Source organism: Holdemania massiliensis AP2 (assembly GCF_000327285.1).
Classification (GTDB): domain Bacteria; phylum Bacillota_I; class Bacilli_A; order Erysipelotrichales; family Erysipelotrichaceae; genus Holdemania; species Holdemania massiliensis.
Window position 1 is genome coordinate 1661727 of record NZ_HE998567.1, and the last position, 23363, is coordinate 1685089.

Genomic DNA, 23363 nt, shown 5'->3' on the forward strand with positions numbered 1-23363 from the left:
GATTCATCCAAATCCAAGTAAGAACCGCGTTTTGCAACGTTTCGACAGATTCTTTCTTAACCTAAAATAAAGTGATTGAGCGCTCCGAATAAACCTGCGCTGGCTAACCCCATGATGATGCCGGCTAACAAAACACCGCCCATAACGGCCATGACACTGGATTTAAAATCCATATCCAGAAAACTGGCGGCCAGTGTTCCGGTCCAGGCGCCGGTACCCGGCAGCGGAATTCCAACGAACAGCAGCAGCGCGATAAACAAACCGCGGCCAGCTTTGGCCTGAAGTTTTTTCCCGCCCTTTTCTCCTTTGTCCAGACAATAGGTGAAGAACTTGCCGATTATCGGTTTATCCGCGCCCCAGATCAGCACCTTGCGGGCAAACAAGTAAATAAACGGAACCGGCAGCATATTGCCGACAATGGCGACAACATAGGAAGACCACAGCGGCATCCCGAAAGCCTGAGAGTAAGGAATAGCTCCGCGCAGCTCAATCAGGGGAACCATGGATATTAGAAAAACTAAGAAATATTTTTTTAACATGCTTGAGTACTCCAATTCTTTTTTATCTTTACAGCATTGCCATTGTACACGAATTCAAACTAAGATACAAGGCAAAACCGTGTTTCTTAAGGGTTTCTTAGAAATTTCCAATTTCCTCTTATCCAGGCATAAATTCTGCCGAAAACGATCCGATATCTTTTTTCATGAAGTATCATTCAGATGATGAAACAGGGGGGAAAGCTGCTGCGAACTGCCGCTTTCTTGAGTTTTTCCCTTTTCGCTTGTTCAGCCTGACTGCTTTATTTCCGCAGCGACCGGCCATCGTAAATTGTTGGCAGCCTCATAATAGCCCAATTGGCGGCAGGTCTCGATGACCAGACGCTAAATCCGCTCAGACAACGCTGCGCATTTCTCCGCAAAATCATACTGATCATGGCCCTGTTTATTTGCTGGGATATCCTTTTACCCTTTACAGAATGGTATTGCTCGCAGAAAAAGCCTTGATTTTATAAGGCTTTCCCGGCAGGATAGAGCATTCTATCCCCACCGATAATTTACTAGAAATTAATCAGAAGCCCTCTGATCAATCGATAATCTTTATCCTTTTTCAAAACATTTTTGAAAAATTATTCAATCTCCGTGCGGCCTTCTGCAGCAACGTCACGCTTTCCACATTCGTACCAAATCAAAACATATCCCCCACAAAATCACAGAAATGTGGGCAATATTTATACAGTTCTAATACTGTTCGTGCATCCCTTTTCCCACAAAATATAAGTTCCATTAATTTTGCACCACCCTGAGGCAAAATTTATTATTTTTTTATATCGCCGATGTTCTCTTCCCCTGTCTTACCAGCTTCCAACGCTTGATATTCCTGATTTAATTCTCGCAGCAATTCTTCCTCACTTGGTAAATACTATTTGTATTTTGAGGCAAAAATCTGTGTTTCATTTTCTGGCAACGTATATTTGACCACAGATTCGCTTTTGTCCGCACATAACACAATATCAATTGGTGGATTATCTCCTTCATTCATAAGCTCTCGTTTATAATAATGAACATACATCTGCATCTGCCCTAAATCCTGATGTGTTAAATCCTCAACTTTTAAATCTATTAAGACAAAACATTTTAAAATATAATTATAAAATACAAGGTCAATTCTAAAATGACGTCCATCAAATGTTATTCTTTTCTGCCTCGCAACAAATGAAAAACCTCTGCCAAGTTCCAAAAGGAATTTCTGCAAATGTGTGATTAACACTTGTTCTAAATCACTTTCATAGAAATCATCATTCTGTGTTAGCCCAAGAAATTCCAACACATATAGGTCGCGATAACATCCTCTGGTTTCTTCGCCGGCTCTAATATCTGTATTTCCTTTGCAACTTGCTCTTTATTTTTACTGGATAGTAACCTTTCATAAAAGTAGGAATTTATCTGACGCTCAAGTTATCTTGTACTCCATTGGGATTTTACAGCTTCCTGCATATAAAATTCTCGTGCATTTTCATTCTCCACTCTCATCAGAAGCCGATAATGCGTCCAACTCAATTCGCTACGCAGTGCGTAGCCATTTGGAAATGTTAAATAAAATTGCCGCATATTTTTCAAATTCGCAATTGTAAATCCCTTTCCAAAATCCTTTGTCATCTGCTTTGATATTATTCTCGTATTTTGTTATTTTACTATTTTATTACAATCCATCTTCCATCTCGTTTTGATCCGATTCTTTCGATAACTTTTTTATTTTGTAGAGAGATGAAAGTTCGCTCTATGGTTCTTTTTGTTAATCCAATCTTAGCTGCAAGCTCTTCTGAAGTGTAGGCTGAATCTTCAATGAGTAAAGAAACAACTTTCTTCTCAGTCTTATTCAAACCGACATTCAAACCGACATTCAAACCGACATTTTTAATTATCAGGATTTAACTTTGCTCTTAAGTCTGCAAGAATTATACCATTGTAAGTAAAGTGCTGTGGACCAGCAATTGATTTTACACCAAGAAGAACACCCGCAAGAGAACTAAGTGAATAATCTTCTCCCTCGTAAGAAATATGTCTATCATCAATAACCGTACATACAACTTCCGGATGTTCTAAAGAAATCACTTTTTCTCCAGGCTTGATATTGCACATAGAAAATCTAAATGAACTAAGCCTTGCTTTTTTTGCTTGCTGTTCTTCCTCTTGTTCCTCAGGTGACGCAACATGCTTAACCAGATTATCTTCTAAACCATTTATTTGAGCAATTGCTTCGAATAATTTATATGCTTCTTCCGGTGTCATATTATAAAACTCTCTTACTCTGACTTTACCATCACTTAAAGAATCTTTTGAACGTAAACTTGGATTCAATGAATCAATAATATCATGCACCTTTTTATCTTGAAGACGATTATTCACTTCATATGTCGCATAAATTCTAAATGCAAATGGTGTACATTCAGTCTTGTTTAATTGATTCAGTCTTTTCTGTGGGTCATCAGCATATCCTATTTTTACCCAATCAGGAAAAGAAGGATTTGTTAAAATATAAATATATCCTTTACTCATGATTACTTTTCTCCATATAGCACTTTATCTTCAGCTTCATTTTTCCTTTTTATAGGAATCATAAAAATTTCATCGCGTAAATCACAAGAAGAAATTTTGACAACATTTGCAATGCTTTCTATTGAAGATTCAAACGAGTATTCTTTATGATCACATTCTTTCGGCAATGATTCGAAAACAACAAGTCGATATTCTTTCTGATGCACATAAAACGGATGTTTGATAAATAGATTTAATCCGTTCTTATTATTGACCAATATTGCAAACTCGTTGTTTCTTATAACATGATATTGAACCTCTCCAGCGTTCATTTTATATCCATAGGTATTTAACGTTGGCAAAACACTTACAAATTTTTCATAGTCTAAAACAACAGCATATCCATTCTGACAGTGAAAATCATCAATACATTTTTTTAACACTTTAATAAATCCATTTTCGATTTCACTCTCTTCAACAGAATACAAGCAATAAATCGGAAAATGATTATTCATATATATCATTTTATTATGAGATAATGCACCCTCACGAATATCACCTTGGCCTAATTCAAAACTATGATAATAGGAAGCGGGACGCATAAACAACTTGCCATTTGTTAAAGTTTTAGCGTGTAATTCTTCTGAAACAAATTTTATTAAATATTTAGGCATTTCATCACTCCCTTGGTTTAATTATTTCTTTAATAAAGGCAATTTCATCTTCTGATAAATTTCTAAAATAGACTTAATCTATACAATATTTGACTCTTAATAAAATCTTGAACTCGAATATTTTCAAATACTTGTTTTGAAAATTTAACTTTAGTAGTCATCTATTAAATCATCTGAAAATGCCTAAACGTATCTTTAATTGCCTCTTCTTTTTCTATCGGTCAAGTCGTAAGTCGTCATTTTTAGATGTTTGGAAAGCAACACGATGGTTTCAACATGCGCGGTATTGGGGAACATGTCGAACGGAATTACAGTCTTAACCTCATACAGATCCTTCAGTTCTTTTATGTTCTTGCCCAAAGTCGCTGGATTGCAGGAAATATAAACAATCTGTTCAGGCTGGCATTGACGCAGACTTTCGATCATGGCTCCGTCCAGTCCGATTCTTGGCGGATCCACAACGACCGCATCAATCTTCCGCTTTCTACTGATTTTTTTCATTTCCTTAGCCGCATCCCCACAAACAAAACGAACATGATCGGCCTGATTCAGCCGGGCATTTTCATTCGCATTGTCCACAGCTTCCTGAATGGATTCAATGCCGATGATCGTTTTTGCTTTGTCTTTCAGCATCAGCGAAATTCCGCCGATCCCGCTGTAAGCCTCCACCAGAGTTGTGCAGGGCTTGATCAGCGACGCTGCTTTTTGATAAAGCTGATAGGCCTGCGGACGGTTCAGCTGAAAGAAGGAAGCACAGGATAAATTAAGCTGCAGCCGGCCTAACTGAACCGGCAGCTGATCCTCACCCGCCAACAATTTCCAGCGCGATGAAAACAACTGCCGCGAACGCTTATCCGGATTGATATTCTGCATCAGACAGACCAATTCTGGTATTTGTTTCAGCTTCTCGATCAAACCTGAAGGCAGCACAGACTTGCCAGTGACCAGCACACACTGAAACTGGCCATCTAAATAGCGCAGCACCAACGTCCGCAGACCCGTTTCCGTTTTGGGATCATAGGCGCTTAGTTTAAACTGGTTCAACAAACCCATAATCTGTTTCCGCAGCGCTTCCAGATGTTCATCATGAATCAAGCAGGAATGGATCGGTATGATCCGATTGCTTCCCTCTTCATACAAACCGCTGACCAGCTGACCGTGTTCCTGTCGGATCGGCAGCTTGCATTGATTGCGGTATCCCAAAGGAAGCGGACTGGCTGTGACCGGCTGCACCAAGCTGCGTGGGAGTCCGGCATATTTGATCAGCGCTTCCTGCACCAATTCCCGTTTCATCTGCAGCTGCGCCTGCGGCTGTAAAATCATTAACGGACAGCCGGAACAACGTCCCTGAACAGAGCAGGCGGGAAGGATCCGCAGCGGACTGTCATTCAGGCGCTTATTAATCCTGCCCTTGGCATAACGTTCTTTGGTTTCAATCAGACTGATTTCCGCCGTTTCCCCCGGCAGCAGCTGATCGACAAAGACCGGCTTGCCATCTAGGTAACCAATTCCTTCTCCATTGATGCCCAGTTTTTTGGCCGTCACATTCACGGACTGTTTGCTTTTCTTCTTTTCCATCGGTATCCCCCTTATTTTAATAATGTAAACGGAAAGATTTTTTCCAGTATTTTAACGGCCGTCACGTAATGTTTCAGCGGCTGCACCATGTCTTTTTCCACAAACACCTGATTGACGCAGAATCCCAGATAAACGATGGAAGCGATAATATACACGCTCAAAAACAAAATGACCATCGAAGACAGCGGTCCATAGATGGATTCATAGCGGGTGAAATGATTGATGACAAAGAAGAAAAACGTTCCCAAAAGCGACATACAGATCGTAGTGAACAAAGCGCCGGGAGCGACAGCCCGCCATTGATAATTGCGAAACGACAACAGTCGGTAAAAGATGCAAAATCCGAAAAACAGCACAGCCACCTGCGTCAGCAAGCCGGTAAATGGGAACTGCTGCAAAACAAAAACCATCAGGCCCAAAATAACTAACAGAACGATGAAATCGACCAGCGACACACCGCGCATAAACCACTGCGGCAGCTCCACTTCATCCAGATGGGCGGAGATCATCAGAAATGAATAGATCGCACGGGAGGCAACCCATAAAGAAACCACGATAAAGAAGATCAGCGGAATCAGCTCCACAGGAGAATTATTCAGGAAAAAGTCGATAAATGGACTCAACAGATCCTCTGGAATATATTGTTCCGCAAAGGTCAGTATACTTTCCAGACCAGCCGGTGACCAGCGGAAGAAAACGACTAACAGCGCCGCCAAAGGAGCCAGTGAAAGCAGCAGCGAATAGGACAGTGCATAGACAAAGGTTGTACCATCATAAGAAGTAAACATATCATAAACCTGCAGGATCTTTTTCATGGGGTTCTCCTTTCCACTCTACTTTCTATTTTACCATCGCTATCCGTAAACGAACAGCGTTTTCCCCAAAGAAGAAAGCCAGAGGCGTCTGGCTTTCTTCAGCGTATTCTGCTGCTTTGGGAAATCATTTTTCACATTCTGATTGTTCCGCAGATCCAGCTTATTTCAATAAGCTCAGATTGGTATCGGTACAGAAATTATCCACACTGTAAACCAACAGGATCCGATCCGCGCCCATCTGTCTTGCCAGTTCAGACATCGGCAGCCGATAATAGCGCAGATCCGCCATCGTGATCGAACGGAAATGCGGCGCTAAATAGGGAATCAGCACGTGGGCATAAGAATCCTTGATGACCAACAGCTTCTCATTCGATGAACTGGAAGTTTCTATTTCTGCAAGCGCATGATTTCCATCGAGATAAACCATGTATTTATCTTTCTCCGCTAACCGCTTCAAGCTGAACAGCGAAGTATCAGTCTGACTTTGATCATAGACCACCTGAACCGTCAGCGGATCAGTATAGCTCCACGTCCACACCGGATCACCGCTGTGCCAAAAGGCTCCGGAGCGGGAATACTGCGTCCCCTTGAACCCTTCTGCCGCCAGCTGATAGGTAAAATCCTGGCCTAGCTGCAGGGCCGTTTGCCCCCAGGCGGACATCAGCGCTTCATAGCCCGCTTCCGCGCCCAGTGCCGTCCAATGATGATCAGTTTTAAAGTACAAGGTTTCTTCAGAATTCAGCCGCTGCTTCTGTTGGATCAGAGCGGCTCGGACGTCGATGATCTGAACGGAAGTCAGCTGGTCTTCCAGACTGTCCAATAAAACATTTTGATCGGTATTGTACGCTCCGCCCGGCAGTTTGTCCTTTTCGATTTCCGCCGCCGTCGGCACCAGCATGAGCGAAACCGGGATTTCCGACTGTTCGGCAAAAGCATTGATCTTCGCAATATTTTTCTGACTCTGGGTTAAGTCCTGAATATCAATCTGTCCGATCAGCCAGTCTTCATGCCCGAAATAGACATTTTGATTTTCGATTTTGCCCAACGCTCTTTCACTTGCCGCTTTTACTCCGATCCAGGTATCCCGGCCGATAAACTGATCGGTGAACCATTCTTCCAGATCTGCGGTGTAATTGTCAAAGAAGAAACGCTTCCAGCTGAACTCTGGGAATTGTGCCAATACCCGGTTTTCCGCATCCGAGAAGGAGCGCTGTTCCGTAAACAAATTGAAGATGGAAAACCCGCCGAGAAAACCGCAGAACAGGATTATTGTCAGTCCTTGGATTTTTTTATTCATCATCCTGCCTCCTCGCTAAAATCGGAAATATAAAAATGGATTGTAGGATGCATCGACCAAATAAGCCGTACACAGCACTAACCCTGCCGCCACTAACAGCGGTACGATCCACTCACCGCGCCTTCCACGGATTTTCGTCTGATAGAACGTTCGGCCTAACGGCAGGCTGGCCAGGACCATCAACAGTAAAAGGAGCCCATAGTCCCGCAGATAAAACACCGTTCGGGCATTGATCAAACTCACGGATCCTAACCCCAGCATCATCTTAAGATAAGCCAGGCCCGCATCCAGATCCGTAAACGCAAACAGCACCCAACCCAATAAAATCAGAATTAAAGCATAGCCATGCTGCAGCACTACCGGCAGCCGATCCAGCAGCGGCTTAAGAAAGAACTTTTCCACAATCAGGATGACGCCGAAATAGATGCCCCACAGCAGGAAATTCCAGCTTGCTCCATGCCAGAAGCCAGTCAGCAGCCACACAATCATCAGATTGCGGATCTGCTTTGCCCGCCCCTGCCGGCTTCCGCCCAAAGGAATGTAGACATAATCGCGAAACCAGGTGCTTAACGAGATGTGCCAGCGCCGCCAGAATTCGGTAATCGAGCGGGAAATATACGGATAATTGAAGTTTTCCAGAAACTCAAAGCCGAGCATTTTGCCCAAACCGATCGCCATATCGCTGTATCCGCTGAAATCAAAGTAGATCTGAAAAGCAAAAGCGACGATCCCTAGCCAAGCCCCGACTACGCTCATCTCACTTTTCGGCAAAGTTGACAATGTATCCCACAAACTGCCGATCGCGTTGGCCAGCAGCACTTTTTTAGCCAGACCGCAGACAAACCGCTGAATTCCCTGGACAAACTGATCTGCCGTTTCCTTGCGGTGATCCAGCTGCTCGGCAATATCTTTATAGCGGACAATCGGACCGGCAATCAGCTGCGGAAACAGCGTAACATAAGCCCCAAAAGAAACAACGCTTTTTTGAACCGGGGCCTGTCCGCGATAGACGTCGATCGGATAGGACATCGTCTGAAATGTATAAAAGGAAATGCCCACAGGCAAGGACAGATGCAGCGGACTCAGCGGCAAGCCGAGTGCCTGCAGATTAAGAATGAAAAAATCAGCATATTTAAAAAAGCCTAAAAGACTTAAATTGAAAATGACGGAGAACCAGACAAACCGCTTCGCTTTTCTTCGATCATCACGATAATGATCGACCATCCGGCCATTGACATAATCGACCAGTGTAGAGATCAGCATGATGAGAATATACACCGGCTCCGACCAGCCGTAGAAAATTAAGGAAACGGCAAAAAGACAAAAATTCCTGGCGTGCAGCGGTGCACATTTAAGCACCACCAGCACGACAGGAAGATAACCAAAAAGAAATGGCAGACTGCTGAAAACCATGTTACTGTGCGGATGCGTTCAGACTGTCGGTAATGTCTTTCAGGATCGCATCGGCCTGATCCGCAATCACAATTACGATCACATTGCCTTGTTCTAGCGTTTTCCGGTTTTTAACCAGCTCATACTGTTCCGGAAGATACGTTGACCAGGTTTTTTCGATCGTTTCCAACCGCTTATCCAGTGCCTTTTTTACTTCTTCCAGTTTTCCATCCTGGGCTTCGACTAAAATAATCTCCGTCGCATGCACATTCATCGCCGGCATGAAGATCGCATAATCCTTAACCAGGTCGCTGGACAGACCATACATGTCCATTAAGACTGTATCGTCGACATCCATCGACATAGGAAGCTGATATTCATCGTTGCGGCGAATAGCTTCCATAATTCCTTTCAAGCCTTCCGCGGTTTCCGGCGAAGCACTCGGCGTCATCGTCGGTTCCGTTGACGGGGTAACACTCGGCGTCGGTGTTGGCTGCGGATTCTTCTTTGAGCAGCCCGTCAGCATCAGACAGCTGACTACAATACATCCAATGATTAATTTTTTCATTTTTAAATCCCTCCGTGGCATTAGCATGCCCCTTGCCGATCACGGGTATACCCCGGATCGTATGAGAATTATATCAAAAGCGTGTTTAAAAAACTATCCTTTGACCTGCTTTGATTTCTTAACTTTTCCTTAACGGAATCAGGAAGCAACCATCCAGGCTTTGTCTTCAGGGAAAAGAAATGGAAGAACTGTTTTTAACATCCGTTGAATTTATCAAGAACAGGCTTAAAAATACACTGATGGTTGCAGAAAAATGTTAAACTAAAACTAGAATAGACTAAAGATACGGAGGGAAAACGCATGAAAAAACGAATGGGTTCCGCGCTTTTTAAAACGATCCCTTTTCTATTCTTTTCGCTGATGCTCGTTTTTCTGTTATCCTGGACTTTCGTTCCCTATCTTCAGGAAAATGCTGCCCGACATGATTTTACTGATTATACGATTTTAGTAAAAAATGATGCGCTGAAGGAAGCCTTTCCCGATTCCTTTATGGATCTGGCCTGGCAGCCATCAGAAGAAGAACGGGACTGGATCCTGGCATTTCTGCGCCAGCTCAAACCTGTTCAAACAGATGATTTCAATCAAAGCGCGGACTTATTTGTTCTGACCGGCCGTGATCCGCAAGGGGTTATTCTTTATCATGACGCATATCTATACCGCGTATGTACGGCCGGAAAATCTTATCAAGGCCAGCCTTTGCTTATCATTTATAAACAAAGCATTGACGGGCAAACGCTAAAGTTGAAAGAATCGGTGTATTACCGCAGCGAACAGGACGTGGATGCCTGGATGGATAATCTAGCCATGATTCGCGGACAAGTTGTCGAATACCCTTACTGATCTAAAGATATGGCTCCTGCCCTATTCTTATCTGTACAATTTCAGACCAAAAGAAAAACAGCACTCGGCTGTCTTACCCTCAATTAGTCTGTTAATCCCCACTCCGGAATCTCGTTGCCGCGGCGGACTAAAATTGTTTTCTGGAAATCGGTCTGATTTAAGAAACGCAGGATTAAATCTTCTTCCGCTTTCGTGCAGCCCACCAGCAATTTTACATCAATTTCTTTCTGTAAAATATCCGCGGCGATCACTGCCGTTTTCACCATTGAGGATTTTTCACTGCCGCGAAAAACAGCGATTCCCCCTTCGTTCGTATCAGCTGCCAGATCGACATAATGACCATAGTCTACCGGATAGATCAAATTCTTATATTCCGGATGCTGCTCGCCCTGTTTCCGACTTAAAACAAATTTACTGGAAAAGACGAGGGTATCTATCTTCTGCCAAAAGAACGCATTGTTTTCATAATTGCCCATTGATAAATCTCCTATCTCTTTTGTATTATATCGAAAATGAAAAGACTTGTAAATCATTAATCATTCTTTACAAGTCAGTTTGAGGCTTTTTTACAGCCTTTTATGAAAATTGTTTACGCGATTTTCTTAATCGACGTGCACATGATCGCGGGTAATCTCAGCAATCGTGCTGCAGCCCGACATGATCATCGTTTCGCGCAGTTCACCGCGAAGCTTATCCAAAGCCAAACGCACGCCGTCCTTGCCGCCGCCGACTGCGGCTAAAGCTAACGGCCGGCCGATCAAAACGCCGTCGGCGCCGAGCGCTAAGGCTTTAAACACATCCAATCCGGTACGGAACCCGCCGTCGACTAAAATCGTGATCTGACCCTTGACCGCCGCTGCGATTTCCGGCAGCACTTCAATCGTGGATAAAGCATCGTCCAGCACGCGGCCGCCATGATTGCTCACAACGATCGCATCCGCCCCCGCTGCTACACATTTCCGTGCGCCCTCGACAGTGAGTACGCCTTTGACGATAAGCGGAATCCCGCCGGCCATGACCTTCATTTTCGTCAGATCAGCAACGCTCTTGTTGACTACCGGCGTCGTGCCTTTGCGCAGCAGCACCAGACCTGCGGCATCCACATCGGTCGCCAACGCAAGCACCTTCTGTCCCTTGAACCGGTCGATCCGCGCCTGCACGCCTTCTTCGCACCACGGTTTGATCGTAGGGATGCCCATCCCCTCATGATCCAACACCGCCTGTAACGGCTTGGCAAACAAATTGTCAATATCAATGCCGTCGCCGGTAAACGCCAGCGTGCCGGCTTCCAAACAGCCTTCGACTGTCGCTTTGTTGTATTCTTCCTCGCCCATCTCTGCGCCATAGTTATTCTTAATTCCGGCAACCGGCGCACAATAAACCGGCAAGGCAACCGGATGTCCGAATAAGGCTGATGTCGTATCAATCTCTTTGTTCTCGACTAAAACGTCCATTTGAATCCGGACGGATTTCAGCTTTTCCACATTGCGGATAAAGGTACTGCCGCTGCCTTTGCCGCCTAAACCAGGGATTTCCCCCTTGCAGGCTAAGCCGTTGCAGACCGGACAAACCCGGCACTTCGGCGCTTTTCTCTTTGCTTCCTGAAGCATTTCTTCTAAGGTCATTCTCTGCCAACCCCTTTCCCTGTTTTTCATTATAAGAGTCCCGCTCTTTGAAAACAAGCAGTATTTGACAGAATTCGCTCCGGTCATCCAAACTCAGTGGCTCCGGTCCATCGCTGCGGCATTCTCCCTTTGAATTAAGGCCAGGGCCTCAGCCACAGAAGCTACAGTCCAACGCGCCTGTCTTTGAATTTCAGGTTCTGCCGAAGCCATGCAGAAACTGGCTGGAAAAGTCTTGAAGCAGGTTAAATCATTGTAATCATCGCCGATCACGGCGACTTCTTCCTTCTTTAGTCCCAGCTGGACTGCCGCTTCAAGAATACCGCAGGCTTTATCCACCTGCTTATCCGTGATCATCAACGTTCGCGGACTTGTCCATATGCCATGCAGCCCGGTCGAAGCCAGCCGCTCTCTGATTGCCTGCGCGGTGGGGGCATCGGGATACACCGCGAAGATCACCGCGATGGAATCATGCTTGGAGCGTGAGTCCCATTCCACAACCCGGCGATGATCCTGAATCAGTCCCAACGGATTTTCGCAATAACCGCGGACAAGCGGAAAGGTCAGGTCATAGACCAGGAAATCATTGTCCGTCGTCACCATTACCACCCTGTTCTGCGGCTGATCCCCAGCTAAGGTTTTCCACAGCGGTTTGATGTCCTGTTTGGGCAGCGGATGCAGCTGCAGTGTGCCTGCCGTCTGAATTGCCGCACCGTTCCAGCCGACGATGGCCGACCAAGTGCGGCGGCTGAAATGGCGGATATAGCCTGGCGAACGGGAAGTCGCAATACCGGTCAGACCGCCGGCTTTTTCAAAGCGGATCAGAGCCTGTTCGTTTTCGTCGCTGATCCCGGCAGTTTTCTGATCTTTAATCCGCAGCAGTGTTCCATCCAGATCCATCATTACACATCGTATCATCCTGTTTCCTCCTGCCCTTATTATTTCAAAGCGAAGGAAGAAAGACCAGGGGGCAGTGTCAGCTTACAGACATGCTTGCTGGATCAGAGTGCAGGCCATTTGGGGTTCCCCAGCCTCCACCAAAGTCTGAAAGCGCAGCAAAAGCAGTTTCTTCTGCAGCGGTCCGGCCAGCGGATCAGGCTGTAAGCTGAATTGAATGAGCTGCTTTAAATCCTGATGGAGCAATGCTTCAATCCAGCGGAAGGTCGTATCCGTCTGCTTTTTGCGGCGGCATTCTGCCATGCCCCGGTTAATAAAAAACTGACATTCTTCCGGCCGATGGCACTGATAAGCCGCCAGCGCTCCACAGATCAGCAGAGCCGGTCGGTGAATCACCTCACAGGCCTGGGCATGAGCTAAAGCCGCTTCCGGCTGATTCAGCAGTAAAGCTGCCAGCGCCAATCGTTCTTCCGCCATCAGCCGGGCATGCGGACATTGAAACTGTTCAGCTTCCTGCCGCACCCGCAGCGCCAGAGCCTGGGCATGAGCGGGCTCATCGTTTAAAAACAGATCGATCTGATGGATCCGCGTGTGAATCGCCCGAACGAAATATCCGCCATGGGAAAACTGATCAAGTGCTCTCTGGTTCATCAGCAGAGCACTCTGCGGCTGATGCAGACGAATCAAGCAATCGGCATGATGATAATCAATCAGGGCTTTAACGCCTTCATCCTGTCCTGATTTTGCAGTTTGGATCAGCCAGTGCAACGCCGATTCTACTTCATCCAACGCTTTCTCATGAATTCCCAAATATAACTGGTACCAGCATAAATCTGTCCCTTCCAGCCCTGCTTCCATCTGCATCAGCGATGCCTTCAGCGCTAAGGTTTCCGCACTTCGATTCTCACCCCGGCTGACCTGAACGATCCATCGAGCGAGAAGAAATTGAGCGCAGTGGCAGCTGGCCATTAGGCTTTCCCGGCGTGCATTCAGCTGCTCAGCCAGCTGATCCCGCACCTCCATCCGAAAATCGAGAATGGCCTGATACAACGGCGCCAGACTGAATTCCGGCTGCCAGATCAAGTCAGGATCATACGGCAGAGCCAGTTCGCTGAACAGCTTGCGCAGTGTATAATCCGCCGGCCGCTGCACGCCGTTTTCCACATCGCTCAAATACATGGCGGAAATTCCTGTTCGCTGCGCCAAGGTACGCAGTGATAAATTCTGATCACTTCGATGATGTCTTAACATCACACCCAAGGCTTTTTTAGGATATTCCATGCTTTCTGCTCCTTTTTTTCTTTTTATTAATCGCTTGCCTGCTGACTCCCTTTTGACATTCAGAAGCCAGCCAAGATGACAAAAAGTCTGCCCACAGGCAGACTAATCCAGAATCTTTTTGATGGGAATCTGACACGCCTCTGCCAGCGGCAGCGGCTCATAGATCTGCATCAGATTCATTGTATTCGCCACGATCAGGGCACAGCCGCGGGCATCGCTGCCGGCGTCATGATGATCCAGCTGAATTCCCATATAATCACAGACGTCGTTAAGCCGATGATGACTAAGGTAAGGATAAACCTTGCGGCTCAGCCGAACTGTACAGAAATAAGGAACATCCGGAATTTCCAGGCGGTACAGTGAACAACAGCTGGCCAGCACCTTCATATCAAACTCTGCATTGTGAGCGCACAAGACACCGCCGTCCAGCCAGGGTTTAAGCTGATTGTAGACCGTAGGAAAAAACGGGGCGTCCGCAACCTGGGAAGAGGTTATGCCGTGAATATCAATAAAGGAAGGATAGAACGCATCATAATACGGATGAGGCCGGATCAGCCAGCTGTCGCTGAACACCATCTCTCCCTCATCAAACACCGTCAGCCCTACGGCACAGGCGCTCATCGAAGAAGGATTGGCGGTTTCAAAGTCAATCGCTGCCCACTTCATTATTCGCGGACGTGATCCAGAGCTTTCTGGAATATTTCTTCAATATGATCGTCATCCAGCGAGTAGTACACCACTTTGCCGTCTTTACGGCTGCGCACCAGCCGGGTTTTTTTGAGTGAAGCGAGCTGATGCGAAACGGCAGAATGCGTCATCTTGAGCAGCACAGCCAGATCGCCGACACACATTTCCCGCTCAAACAGCGCTTTCAGCACTTTTAAACGTGTGGAATCAGCAAACATTTTAAACAATAACGCCAGATCCTCAAATTCACTTTCGCTAAGCATTTTTTTCTCGACTTCTGCTACAATCTCAGGATGAACGATTTTTTCCTGCAATTCTTCCTTCTCCATACGCTTCACCACCAATGGTTTTATTATAGCACATTCCGACGGTTTTCGGGCAAGGAGGGAAGGGTTATGATGTGAATCGGTCTGGAAAATGTTGACGATCAAGAAATCATGAGTTCTTAATCTGGATCATTGATAAACTGAATAAACATACAAAAGACCGTTTCCCTTCTCCTTCGGCACGCTGCTCCTGCCGATAAGTTTGGGTTACGGTCTTTTCTTTTTGAATTCAGATCCGATAAGCGTTGATCCAGCGCAGCTCCTCTGCTTTGCGGAAACGAACACTTCCTGCCTGCTTATTTTTTAGCCGGTACAATTTCGATCCAGTAGCCATCCGGATCTTCAATGAAATAAATGCCCATTCCCGGATTTTCAAAACAGATCACGCCCATCTCCTGATGAATGCGGTGCGCTTCTTCAAAGTGATCGCTTGTGAAAGCTAGGTGGAATTCACACTCACCCAAATCATATTTCTCTGTCCGGTCTTTCAGCTCTGTCAGTTCCAGCTGAAACTGCCCCAGATCATCTTCCAGATAAATCAGCTGGAAGCTTCCGTCGGCCGCGGTATGTTTGCGGGCGATATGCAGCCCCAATGCCTGTTCGTAAAATTCCAGCGAACGCTGCATGTTCAGAACGTTGAAGTTAAAATGATTAAACGTAAATTTCATATTTTCTGCCGGGAACTGGCGGTTGACCGCCGGCGCCGTGCCGGTTTCAGCTGCCGTTCTTTTCCTTTCGCATAAATTTTAAAATAAGGTACGATTTTATTGCGGTTGAAACATTCAATTGTTTCCGTCTGGCCATCGGTCAGCTGCAGCCATAACTGATCCTCATTGTTATGCTTCTGATACTGCCAAAGCAAGATTTCATCCCAATAAATCAACATACATTCATCACGGTTTTTCCGATTATACAACACGAGAAACTCATCCGTAAACTGCATTAAAATTCGGTCGGGCATCACCAGCAGCGCATATGAAGAAATCGCCAGTAATACAACGCCCATTATGGCAATGGTGGATCCGGAAATAATGAAAACTCCGGAAACCAGCATCAAGGCCAGCAGTGAACCGATCGGTTTCACCTTGACTTCATTCAGCACCTGCATTTCTGCGGGCAAATTGCGAATTTTCAATACTTTTGATTTCACAGAAAGAGCTTCCTTTCTTTTTCCAACATCCTTATTATACCGTGATTTTTTAACTCTGCGTGATTTTCACATCACATCACAAAATGTCGTCGGTTGCCTGGAGTGCTAAATTGTGAATCTGATTGCGGGCGGTTAGAATCTTGCCGTTGGAACGCGTTGGATGAACGCGGTTGGCCAGCGTTACAACCCCGATCCCCAGTTTGAAGTCGACAATGATCGACGGACCGGAAAAGCCGGTATGATACAGGCAAGCATCGCTGGTGTAGTCGCCTAAAGCGTAATTAGGATCGGAGAGAATCCAGCCGATGGAACGCTTCTCATTCAGACCGGTTGTCTGGCATTTCTGCAGAAGCTCGATCGTCCGCGGACTGAAATAACGCTTACCGTTATAAACGCCGCCGTTGAGCAGCATTGAGATATAATGGGAAATATCTTCTAAGGTTGAGAATACGCCGGCATGACCGCTGACGCCGCCCAGCTTGAAGGCCTTGCCGTCATGGACGATTCCGCGAACTACGCCGCCGCGGCTCTCCATCACTTCTTCCGCGCAGCAGCGCTCCGCCAGCGACGGATCCGGATTGTAACAAGTTTCCCGCATTTCCAATGGTTCGAACATGACTTCTCTGGCATAGCCGTCCAGACTGCCTTTCAGCTGGGCGATAACTAAACCCAACAGAATGAAATTGACGTCGGAATATTTAACCTGAGTTCCGGTCGGATATTCCAGCTCCATCTTCCATACGGCTTCGATCATTTCATCGCGGTCCTTCATCAACTTATATCCGTTGATATCCGCAGGCAGACCGGAGGTATGCGTGATACAGTCCTTGATCGTCAGTTCTTTCTGGCAAAACTGCGGCAGGATCTCCGCAATCTTTGTTTTCAGCGTGATCGCACCTTCTTCAATCAGCTTCAGAATGCAGGTCGTCGTTACCAGTACCTTGGAGATCGAAGCCAGATCGTAGATCGTATCCAGGCTGTTCGCCTCTTTTTCAGGAACCAGCTGCTTATAACCCACGCTGCATTTCCATTGTTCATCCTGGGTGATCACCGCGCAGTTGCAGCCCGGAAAGGTACCGTTATCCACACAGCTCTCTAAATATTGTTTTAATGCTTCCAGTTTCTTTTCATTCAACATCGCTCATTCTCCTCTTTCGTCCTCATTATAGCTTAGTTCCGATAAAAATTCATCCCCTATTTCCGGTTTGGCCAGCGACGTTAAATCCAGCCGTAAAAGCAGTTCCTGGATCAGTTCTTCCAGCCCCTGTCCGGTCTGACAGCTGATGAGAATCCCATCCTTGCGCGGCCACTGTTCAACCCGATCCGCCCTGTTGAAAACCAACAGCCGATCCAGCTGCAGAACCTGCAGCCGGCGCAGCGTCTGCATGACAACTTCATGCTGGAATTCCCATTGCGGATCAGAGGCATCGATCACCTCCAGCAGCAGATCCGCTTCCTGAATTTCCTGCAGCGTCGATTCAAAGGCGTCGAGCAGAAAATCAGGCAGATCCCGGACAAAACCGACGGTATCACTGAGCAGAATTTCAGCCCGTCCGGCCAGTTTGATTCTGCGCGTCGCTGAATCCAGTGTCGCAAACAGCTGATCCGCCGCGTCGACCTGCTTTGTGGGCGAAATCGAACGAAAGGTGAGCAGCGCGTTCATCAACGAGGACTTCCCGGCATTGGAATACCCGATCAGGCATACCTGCTTCAGTCCGCTGCGGCGGCGTTTCCGGCTTTGGACAGACTGTTGAAGCTGCAGCTGTTTAAGCTGCGCATGAAGATCCCGGATTTGTTTTTCGATTGTCCGCCGGGAGCGTTCCAGGCGCGTTTCCCCGGCTCCGCGGTTGCGGACACCGCCGCCCTGCTGCTGATCGGCATGGATCTGACCGAGAACCAGACGCGGCAGCTGATAGGCCAGCCGAGCCGCTTCCACCTGCAGCCGCGCTTGACGAGTGCGGGCCCGCTGCTCAAAGATTTCCAGAATTAGCGCACTGCGGTCGATTACGGACAAGGCTAATTCCTGACTGAGATTGCGCAGCTGAATTCCGCTCAGTTCATTGATAAAAACGACGCCTTCCGCCTGTTCTACCGCACTGATCTGTTTCAGTTCAGCGACTTTCCCCGACCCGATTAAGGTGCGCGGATGGGTTTTCTGCCCCTTCTGCGACACGCGGGCCTTCACTTCCATGCCGCAGGCTTTGCACAACATCGCCGCTTCGCTGAGCTTCTGTTCCCACTCGGCTTCGTTCTCCTGAATTCTTAGTCCTGCCAATACGATAGATTTCATTCCGGTTTGCCCTTTCTTATGTCTCAATCACGATCTTTTTCTGAAACGGCGTTGACCTGATCGCTGCTTTGATCGCTTTGCCCATCACAAGAAAATCGGGCCAAGACCCGATTCTCCTCGTTCTTCTTGCTTCGCACAGCCGCATGCCGCTGCCATTAGCGCATGATCGGCGCGATGGTTGAATCAATAATCTCTTTCAACGTTTCACAGCTGGCATCAAACTTCCCCTGATCGACCTCATTCAGCTTCAGTTTGATGATCGTTTCCACGCCGGAGCGCGTAATGATCGCCGGCACACCGATATACAGTCCTTCCTGACCATACTCCTGATTCTGATAACAGGAGACTGTCAGAATTACATGTTCATCGTCTAGGATGGCCCGCACTAATCGATTCAGCGATAAGCCGATTCCATAATATGTTGATTTCTTGCGGTTAATGATTTCATAGGCGGCCTGCTGAACCTGATGGTAAATTTCGTTGAGATCCTGCAGATCGCGATGATTCTCATCCAGCATTTCCAATAAGTTCTTGCATCCAATATAGGCATGCGTCCACGGCACGAAGCTGGAATCGCCATGTTCACCCATGATGTAAGCATGAATGTTGCTTGTAGAAATTCCCAGATATTCGCTCATTAAATAGCGCAGCCGGGCGGTATCGAGAATGGTTCCGGAACCGATGACGCGATTTTTCGGCAAACCGGAAACCTGCTGGGCAACATAGGTCATCAAATCAACCGGATTGGAGGCCACTAACAGAATACCGTCAAACCCAGAAGCCATGATGTTTTCCGTGATGCTCTTCATGATCTTGGTGTTGACCGCCGTCATATCCAGCCGGGTCTGACCGGGCTTCTGAGCGGTACCGGCTGTGATTACCACCATTTCCGCATCGGCACATTCTTCATAACCGCCGGCTTTAATGATCAGTTTGTTGCGGGCATACGGCAGACCATGCTGCAGATCCATCGTTTCCCCGATGGCCTTTTCTTCATCGACGTCCACTAAGACCAGTTCATCAATTCCGCCTGTGGTCAAAAACGAATACGCCATGCTCATTCCGACAAAACCCGTGCCTACCAAAACGATTTTTCTGTCTTTCATAAGAGTTCAGCTCCTTTTCCAGGGTATCTACCCTTCTCTATTCTTTATTGTAACAGGATTGCCGGGAATCGGGGGAACTATGCGCTGAAAACCTTGTGAATCTTTTGAATTTCATATTTTTTTGAGACTTCTGTCATTTTTATCTCAAGACTTGCTGAACAACGAAAAAAGGCAAAGGGAAAACCGCTCTGCCTATGTTATGCAATATTCGTTTATAAGTCTGATCTTGATCTACAATGAGACAGAGCTGTTTATTTCCGACGGCCAACTCCGCCGCCTCGGCTCACACCCCCACCGCCGCGGTTCATCCCGCCGCCAAAGGAACGGCCGGCTCCGGAAGACCGAGATGCAGATCCGCCGCCAAAAGAACTACGGGTAGAAGAAGAACGGTAGGTTGGACGGGGTTCACGCGGACGGCGCTCCGGCCCCCATGGGTCCATTGGACGCGGACGAGGTCCGTAATAACGGCGGCGCGGACGGAATACCGGGCCGCCATAATAACGCCGGCGGCGCGGTGTAAAAGCGGACAAAAGTACGACGACGATCACAAAGACGAAGAGCATGAGGAAGATAGCAGGCAGCATCCCAAAGAAGCTAAAGGATGAATGTGCGGTATAGGGCGTTCCTCCCCCGCCGCCTTGCGACGGCGCGGTGTTGACCACCGGTGTTCCTGCCGTTTTTTCTAGTCGCAGCGCCAGAGCCTGGACTGTTTTTAAAGCCCCGCTGCTGTAATTGCCCGCGGCAAACTCAGGTTCCAGCACGGAATCCAGAATGGTTTGGATTTCCGAGGTAGGCAGGGTCTTTTCCAAGCCTTTGCCCTGGAGACAATAATAATCCTCTTCCCCAATTGCCAGCACCAGCAAGACACCGTTGTTATCCGCCGCGCTGCCGATCTTCCAGCCATTGAACAAATCATAAGCAACGTCGTCAATCGCCTCGCCGTTCAGAAAATCAAAGGTAGCAACAACAATCTGCGATCCATTTTTAGCTTCCAGTGTTTGATTCGCTGAACGGATGGCCTCTGCATCCTGACTGTTGATCACATTGGCATAATCAGCAACATAGAAGTTTTCCAGCGGCTGCGGTACGGTGAAAGCGCTGATTGTCCAGATGCTGAGCGCGATCATCGCCAGAAAAGAAATCAGTCCCTGTGCGAGCTTTTTCATAAACTATCCTCCAATTTGATAAATATCCAGTGAACTGGCCGTCAGTTTTTGCAGCAATGACGGAAACCAACCGGCCGTATCCTTCAAAACCGCAGCGGCTTTCTCATGATAGGGATCGCGTTCAATCCGATCCTGACTGGCCAGATATTCCGACATGAAGCCGATGACATAGGCTTCGTCTTTCTGCGAAAGCGAGGCTTCTAAAAGCGCTGAGCTGAGTGAAGCAAAGGCCGTATCCAGCTTGGTTTCCAAGCGCCGGCGTTCACCCATTGAGTCTGCCTGATCCAAATTTTCCGCGGCGTTTTCTACCGCGGTGATCAGCGAAGCGTTGATCGCAGAGTCATATCGGCGGGCAACGGTCACACAGTTGCGGGCCGTATTCTGCTTGGCCTGGATATCCTGAGCGATCGACTGGCCGTCATGATCCACGCCTTCCGTATATACAACATCCAGCTGCTTCTGCATCGAACTGAATGTCAGCCGGGCTTTGCCCCAGGCACTGCCCAGAACCAGGAGGGCCGCCAGAATAAAAGCGGTTTTCTGCGTCATTTTCATGCCTTATCCTCCTTTTGTCCCGGCGATACTAAACCTTGCTTGACCAGCAGCGTTTCCAGCACATCGCTGTCGGCCTGAATTTCCATTGACTGATGTTCATGCAGATCATCCCACTGCTTAACAAACGCTTCGGCGCACAGCTTCACAGTTTTTTTGATATTCTGACGGGAATTCTGAATGTTCTGCGTCTGCAGCGGATCTGCTTCCAGCTCATCATAGGTTTCCAACAGCTTCGTCAGCATCGGCAGGTAATAATCAACCAGCCGGCGGGCCTGATCGTTAAAGCGCTGCTGCTTCTCCATTTCCTCGACGATCTGACGGCAGACAGATTCAATCTTCCGCAGATCCTGAGTCATGGCCGGATCCTCAACCTTCGCGGCTGCCTGCTGCAGCCCGGTTAAGGCAGAGCGGGCCGCTTCCAGCTGCTGAAGCTGCTGTTGCTGCAGCGGAGTCAGCGGAATCTCCACTTCGATTTCCTGATCCGGAATTTGATGACGGGCAATCCCATAAGCGATCCCGCCAGCCGCAAGTGCAGCTAGATAGTGCCAGAGCTGGATCATCGGCAAAATCAGACAAACAATCGCCCACGCCAAAGCAGCGATAAGAATAGGCCAGGGCGAAGGCTTTCGGATGATTTCTGTTTTCCCAGTCATGTTGTACCTCCTGTTGGGTTGTCCTGCAGGCTTGAATCTTGTCAGATTGGGTTCTCGATTAAGCCGACAGCGGCAAGTTTCTAGGTCTCGTTAATTCTGCAGGAATTGCAGAATATGCTTTCTGTTGAAAGTCTGGACATGCAGCACTCTCCACATCTGTTTTCTATTGTATCGTATTCCATGCCGTTTTTCCACCGAAAGCGAAGTTAGATCCTGAAACAGACTGTGATCGATTCCAGCCCAAACAAGGAAAAATCCCTGTTGCCAGGGATCAATTCATCTTAATTCTGATCAGCCGCGAATCGAACGCCGGCCGCTAAACGCGCGGTATGGACAAGTTCCATGACCTGATAGGAATATTCAAGCTTTTGATAACAGCCTTCATAATCCTCATTCTCGATCATCTGCTTGAAGTTCTTGACCTCAAAGTAATGTCCGCCATGGCCTTCCATCAGGTCGATGACTTCCGGTTCTTTCGCGCCTTTCAGCCAGACTTCCGCTTTCGCGCAGACGGAAGACGCGCTGTGAACGACGATATATCCGTTGTCGCCCTGCAACTGACAGATATTTTCACTTGCGGAATCCTTGCAGCCGATACCGCACGCCAGAAAACCATCATAATCAAAAACGAGAATACCCGAAGTATCAATGCCATTGGCCGCGATGTTTGGAACATACTTCAAGGATTTCGGCGCACCGAATAAGCCGATAATAAAGTGCGCGTTATAAATATTAATGTCCATCAGCGCGCCGCCGGAAAACTGCGGATTGAAAACGTTTGGATTTTCATTGTTTTTAAACTTGTCAAACTTGCTGGAATACTGGGAGAAATTGCACTGCACCATCTTCAGTGAGCCCAGTTCGGCAATCCGTTCTTGAATGACTTGATAGTTCGGATTGTACGGTACCGTAATCGCCTCAAATAAGAAACGGTGATGTTTCTTGGCAGTTTCAATCAAGGTTCGACATTCCTCAATCGTGGAAACAAATGGTTTCTCCAAAATGACATTCTTGCCGGCTTCCAATGCCTTTATCGCTTGCGAATAATGCAGACTGTTGGGTGAAGCAATATAGATGCAGTCCAGTTCTTCATCATGAAGCATTGCATCCAAATCCGTATACACCTTCGGCATGTTGTATTTGTCAGCCAACCGCCGACCGGTTTCCTCTTTGCGGGAATAGACTGCCGTACATTCTAATCCGTTGTCCTCAAAGGCTGTGTTCAGCCACTCTGTAATCATACCTGTGCCAATCGTTCCCATTTTCATTTGTAATCACCTCTGCTCCTATTGTAACAGAACCTGTCCGCTTTGTCTTGAGCGCGGGACAAAAAAACGCTGAATTCGTAAAAGGAATGAAGTTTTAATTCAAGGGACAAGAAAAAACAGGGACTTTCCAAGCAAAAGAAGACAAAAAAAGGCTCCCTGGGAA

General features: G+C 47.2%; 26 protein-coding genes. 1 reads left to right on the top strand and 25 read right to left on the bottom strand.

Annotated features, from left to right (window positions below):
- Positions 1-56 precede the first annotated feature (56 nt).
- The 10 genes from BN162_RS07830 to BN162_RS17840 all read right to left on the bottom strand — a co-directional run bounded on the left by BN162_RS07830 (position 57) and on the right by BN162_RS17840 (position 9359).
- On the bottom strand, positions 57-539 hold the full coding sequence (locus BN162_RS07830) for a COG2426 family protein (RefSeq protein ID WP_020224526.1): 483 nt from the start codon (positions 537-539) through the stop codon (positions 57-59).
- 880 nt (positions 540-1419) lie between these two features.
- The gene (locus BN162_RS18885; protein WP_315969565.1) at positions 1420-1872 is read right to left on the bottom strand and encodes a PDDEXK nuclease domain-containing protein; all 453 of its coding nucleotides are present in this window, start codon (positions 1870-1872) and stop codon (positions 1420-1422) included.
- Between the two features lie 83 nt (positions 1873-1955).
- A complete protein-coding gene (locus BN162_RS19250) occupies positions 1956-2156 on the bottom strand; it encodes a DUF1016 N-terminal domain-containing protein (RefSeq protein WP_206671274.1) in 201 nt (66 codons plus the stop codon).
- A 258-nt stretch (positions 2157-2414) separates the two neighbouring features.
- Entirely contained in the window at positions 2415-3056 is a 642-nt protein-coding gene (locus BN162_RS07840) for a GIY-YIG nuclease family protein (RefSeq protein WP_020224528.1), read from the bottom strand.
- A 2-nt stretch (positions 3057-3058) separates the two neighbouring features.
- Complete coding sequence (locus tag BN162_RS07845) at positions 3059-3709, bottom strand: hypothetical protein (RefSeq protein ID WP_020224529.1); 651 nt, start codon at positions 3707-3709, stop codon at positions 3059-3061.
- A 195-nt stretch (positions 3710-3904) separates the two neighbouring features.
- Positions 3905-5287, bottom strand: coding sequence for a 23S rRNA (uracil(1939)-C(5))-methyltransferase RlmD (rlmD, locus tag BN162_RS07850; RefSeq protein ID WP_020224530.1), 1383 nt, complete (start codon positions 5285-5287; stop codon positions 3905-3907).
- Between the two features lie 11 nt (positions 5288-5298).
- Positions 5299-6102, bottom strand: coding sequence for a YihY/virulence factor BrkB family protein (locus BN162_RS07855; protein ID WP_020224531.1), 804 nt, complete (start codon positions 6100-6102; stop codon positions 5299-5301).
- Positions 6103-6262: 160 nt separating this feature from the next.
- Entirely contained in the window at positions 6263-7399 is a 1137-nt protein-coding gene (locus BN162_RS07860; protein ID WP_020224532.1) for a DHHW family protein, read from the bottom strand.
- Positions 7400-7414: 15 nt separating this feature from the next.
- Positions 7415-8812, bottom strand: coding sequence for an MBOAT family O-acyltransferase (locus tag BN162_RS07865; protein ID WP_020224533.1), 1398 nt, complete (start codon positions 8810-8812; stop codon positions 7415-7417).
- Position 8813: 1 nt separating this feature from the next.
- Positions 8814-9359 (bottom strand): DUF4358 domain-containing protein, encoded by a 546-nt coding sequence (locus tag BN162_RS17840; protein WP_020224534.1) that lies wholly within the window; start codon positions 9357-9359, stop codon positions 8814-8816.
- 300 nt (positions 9360-9659) lie between these two features.
- Here BN162_RS17840 and BN162_RS07875 point away from each other — a divergent pair, with 300 nt between their 5' ends.
- On the top strand, positions 9660-10199 hold the full coding sequence (locus tag BN162_RS07875) for a hypothetical protein (RefSeq protein ID WP_020224535.1): 540 nt from the start codon (positions 9660-9662) through the stop codon (positions 10197-10199).
- Between the two features lie 83 nt (positions 10200-10282).
- Here the strand turns inward: BN162_RS07875 and BN162_RS07880 are convergent, their stop codons facing one another.
- The 15 genes from BN162_RS07880 to BN162_RS07950 all read right to left on the bottom strand — a co-directional run bounded on the left by BN162_RS07880 (position 10283) and on the right by BN162_RS07950 (position 23200).
- Positions 10283-10675 carry a hypothetical protein gene (locus BN162_RS07880; RefSeq protein ID WP_020224536.1) on the bottom strand — a complete coding sequence of 131 codons (393 nt, stop codon included), beginning with the start codon at positions 10673-10675 and terminating at the stop codon, positions 10283-10285.
- Between the two features lie 126 nt (positions 10676-10801).
- A complete protein-coding gene (locus BN162_RS07885; RefSeq protein ID WP_020224537.1) occupies positions 10802-11824 on the bottom strand; it encodes an alpha-hydroxy-acid oxidizing protein in 1023 nt (340 codons plus the stop codon).
- A 93-nt stretch (positions 11825-11917) separates the two neighbouring features.
- Positions 11918-12739, bottom strand: a complete 822-nt coding sequence (locus tag BN162_RS07890; RefSeq protein ID WP_081587849.1) for an HAD hydrolase family protein — start codon at positions 12737-12739, stop codon at positions 11918-11920.
- 63 nt (positions 12740-12802) lie between these two features.
- Positions 12803-13999 (bottom strand): helix-turn-helix domain-containing protein, encoded by a 1197-nt coding sequence (locus BN162_RS17845; protein ID WP_020224539.1) that lies wholly within the window; start codon positions 13997-13999, stop codon positions 12803-12805.
- A 102-nt stretch (positions 14000-14101) separates the two neighbouring features.
- Positions 14102-14665: a 3'-5' exonuclease gene (locus tag BN162_RS07900; protein ID WP_020224540.1), complete on the bottom strand. Its 564-nt coding sequence runs from the start codon at positions 14663-14665 to the stop codon at positions 14102-14104.
- Complete coding sequence (locus BN162_RS07905; RefSeq protein WP_020224541.1) at positions 14665-15015, bottom strand: ArsR/SmtB family transcription factor; 351 nt, start codon at positions 15013-15015, stop codon at positions 14665-14667. The genes BN162_RS07900 and BN162_RS07905 overlap by 1 nt, the downstream gene beginning before the upstream one ends.
- 293 nt (positions 15016-15308) lie before the next feature.
- On the bottom strand, positions 15309-15680 hold the full coding sequence (locus tag BN162_RS07910) for a VOC family protein (protein ID WP_020224542.1): 372 nt from the start codon (positions 15678-15680) through the stop codon (positions 15309-15311).
- Positions 15677-16162 (bottom strand): hypothetical protein, encoded by a 486-nt coding sequence (locus BN162_RS07915; RefSeq protein ID WP_020224543.1) that lies wholly within the window; start codon positions 16160-16162, stop codon positions 15677-15679. The genes BN162_RS07910 and BN162_RS07915 overlap by 4 nt, the downstream gene beginning before the upstream one ends.
- A gap of 76 nt (positions 16163-16238) precedes the next feature.
- Positions 16239-17300 (bottom strand): serine hydrolase domain-containing protein, encoded by a 1062-nt coding sequence (locus BN162_RS07920; RefSeq protein ID WP_020224544.1) that lies wholly within the window; start codon positions 17298-17300, stop codon positions 16239-16241.
- Positions 17301-17303: 3 nt separating this feature from the next.
- Complete coding sequence (hflX, locus tag BN162_RS07925) at positions 17304-18452, bottom strand: GTPase HflX (protein ID WP_020224545.1); 1149 nt, start codon at positions 18450-18452, stop codon at positions 17304-17306.
- Between the two features lie 155 nt (positions 18453-18607).
- Positions 18608-19558: an L-lactate dehydrogenase gene (locus BN162_RS07930; RefSeq protein WP_020224546.1), complete on the bottom strand. Its 951-nt coding sequence runs from the start codon at positions 19556-19558 to the stop codon at positions 18608-18610.
- A gap of 251 nt (positions 19559-19809) precedes the next feature.
- A complete protein-coding gene (locus tag BN162_RS07935) occupies positions 19810-20724 on the bottom strand; it encodes a TPM domain-containing protein (RefSeq protein WP_020224547.1) in 915 nt (304 codons plus the stop codon).
- Between the two features lie 3 nt (positions 20725-20727).
- Complete coding sequence (locus BN162_RS07940; protein WP_020224548.1) at positions 20728-21279, bottom strand: hypothetical protein; 552 nt, start codon at positions 21277-21279, stop codon at positions 20728-20730.
- Positions 21276-21932: a 5-bromo-4-chloroindolyl phosphate hydrolysis family protein gene (locus BN162_RS07945; RefSeq protein ID WP_020224549.1), complete on the bottom strand. Its 657-nt coding sequence runs from the start codon at positions 21930-21932 to the stop codon at positions 21276-21278. Before BN162_RS07945 ends, BN162_RS07940 begins: the two co-directional genes overlap by 4 nt.
- A gap of 281 nt (positions 21933-22213) precedes the next feature.
- Positions 22214-23200 (bottom strand): Gfo/Idh/MocA family protein, encoded by a 987-nt coding sequence (locus tag BN162_RS07950; protein ID WP_020224550.1) that lies wholly within the window; start codon positions 23198-23200, stop codon positions 22214-22216.
- Positions 23201-23363 lie beyond the last annotated feature (163 nt).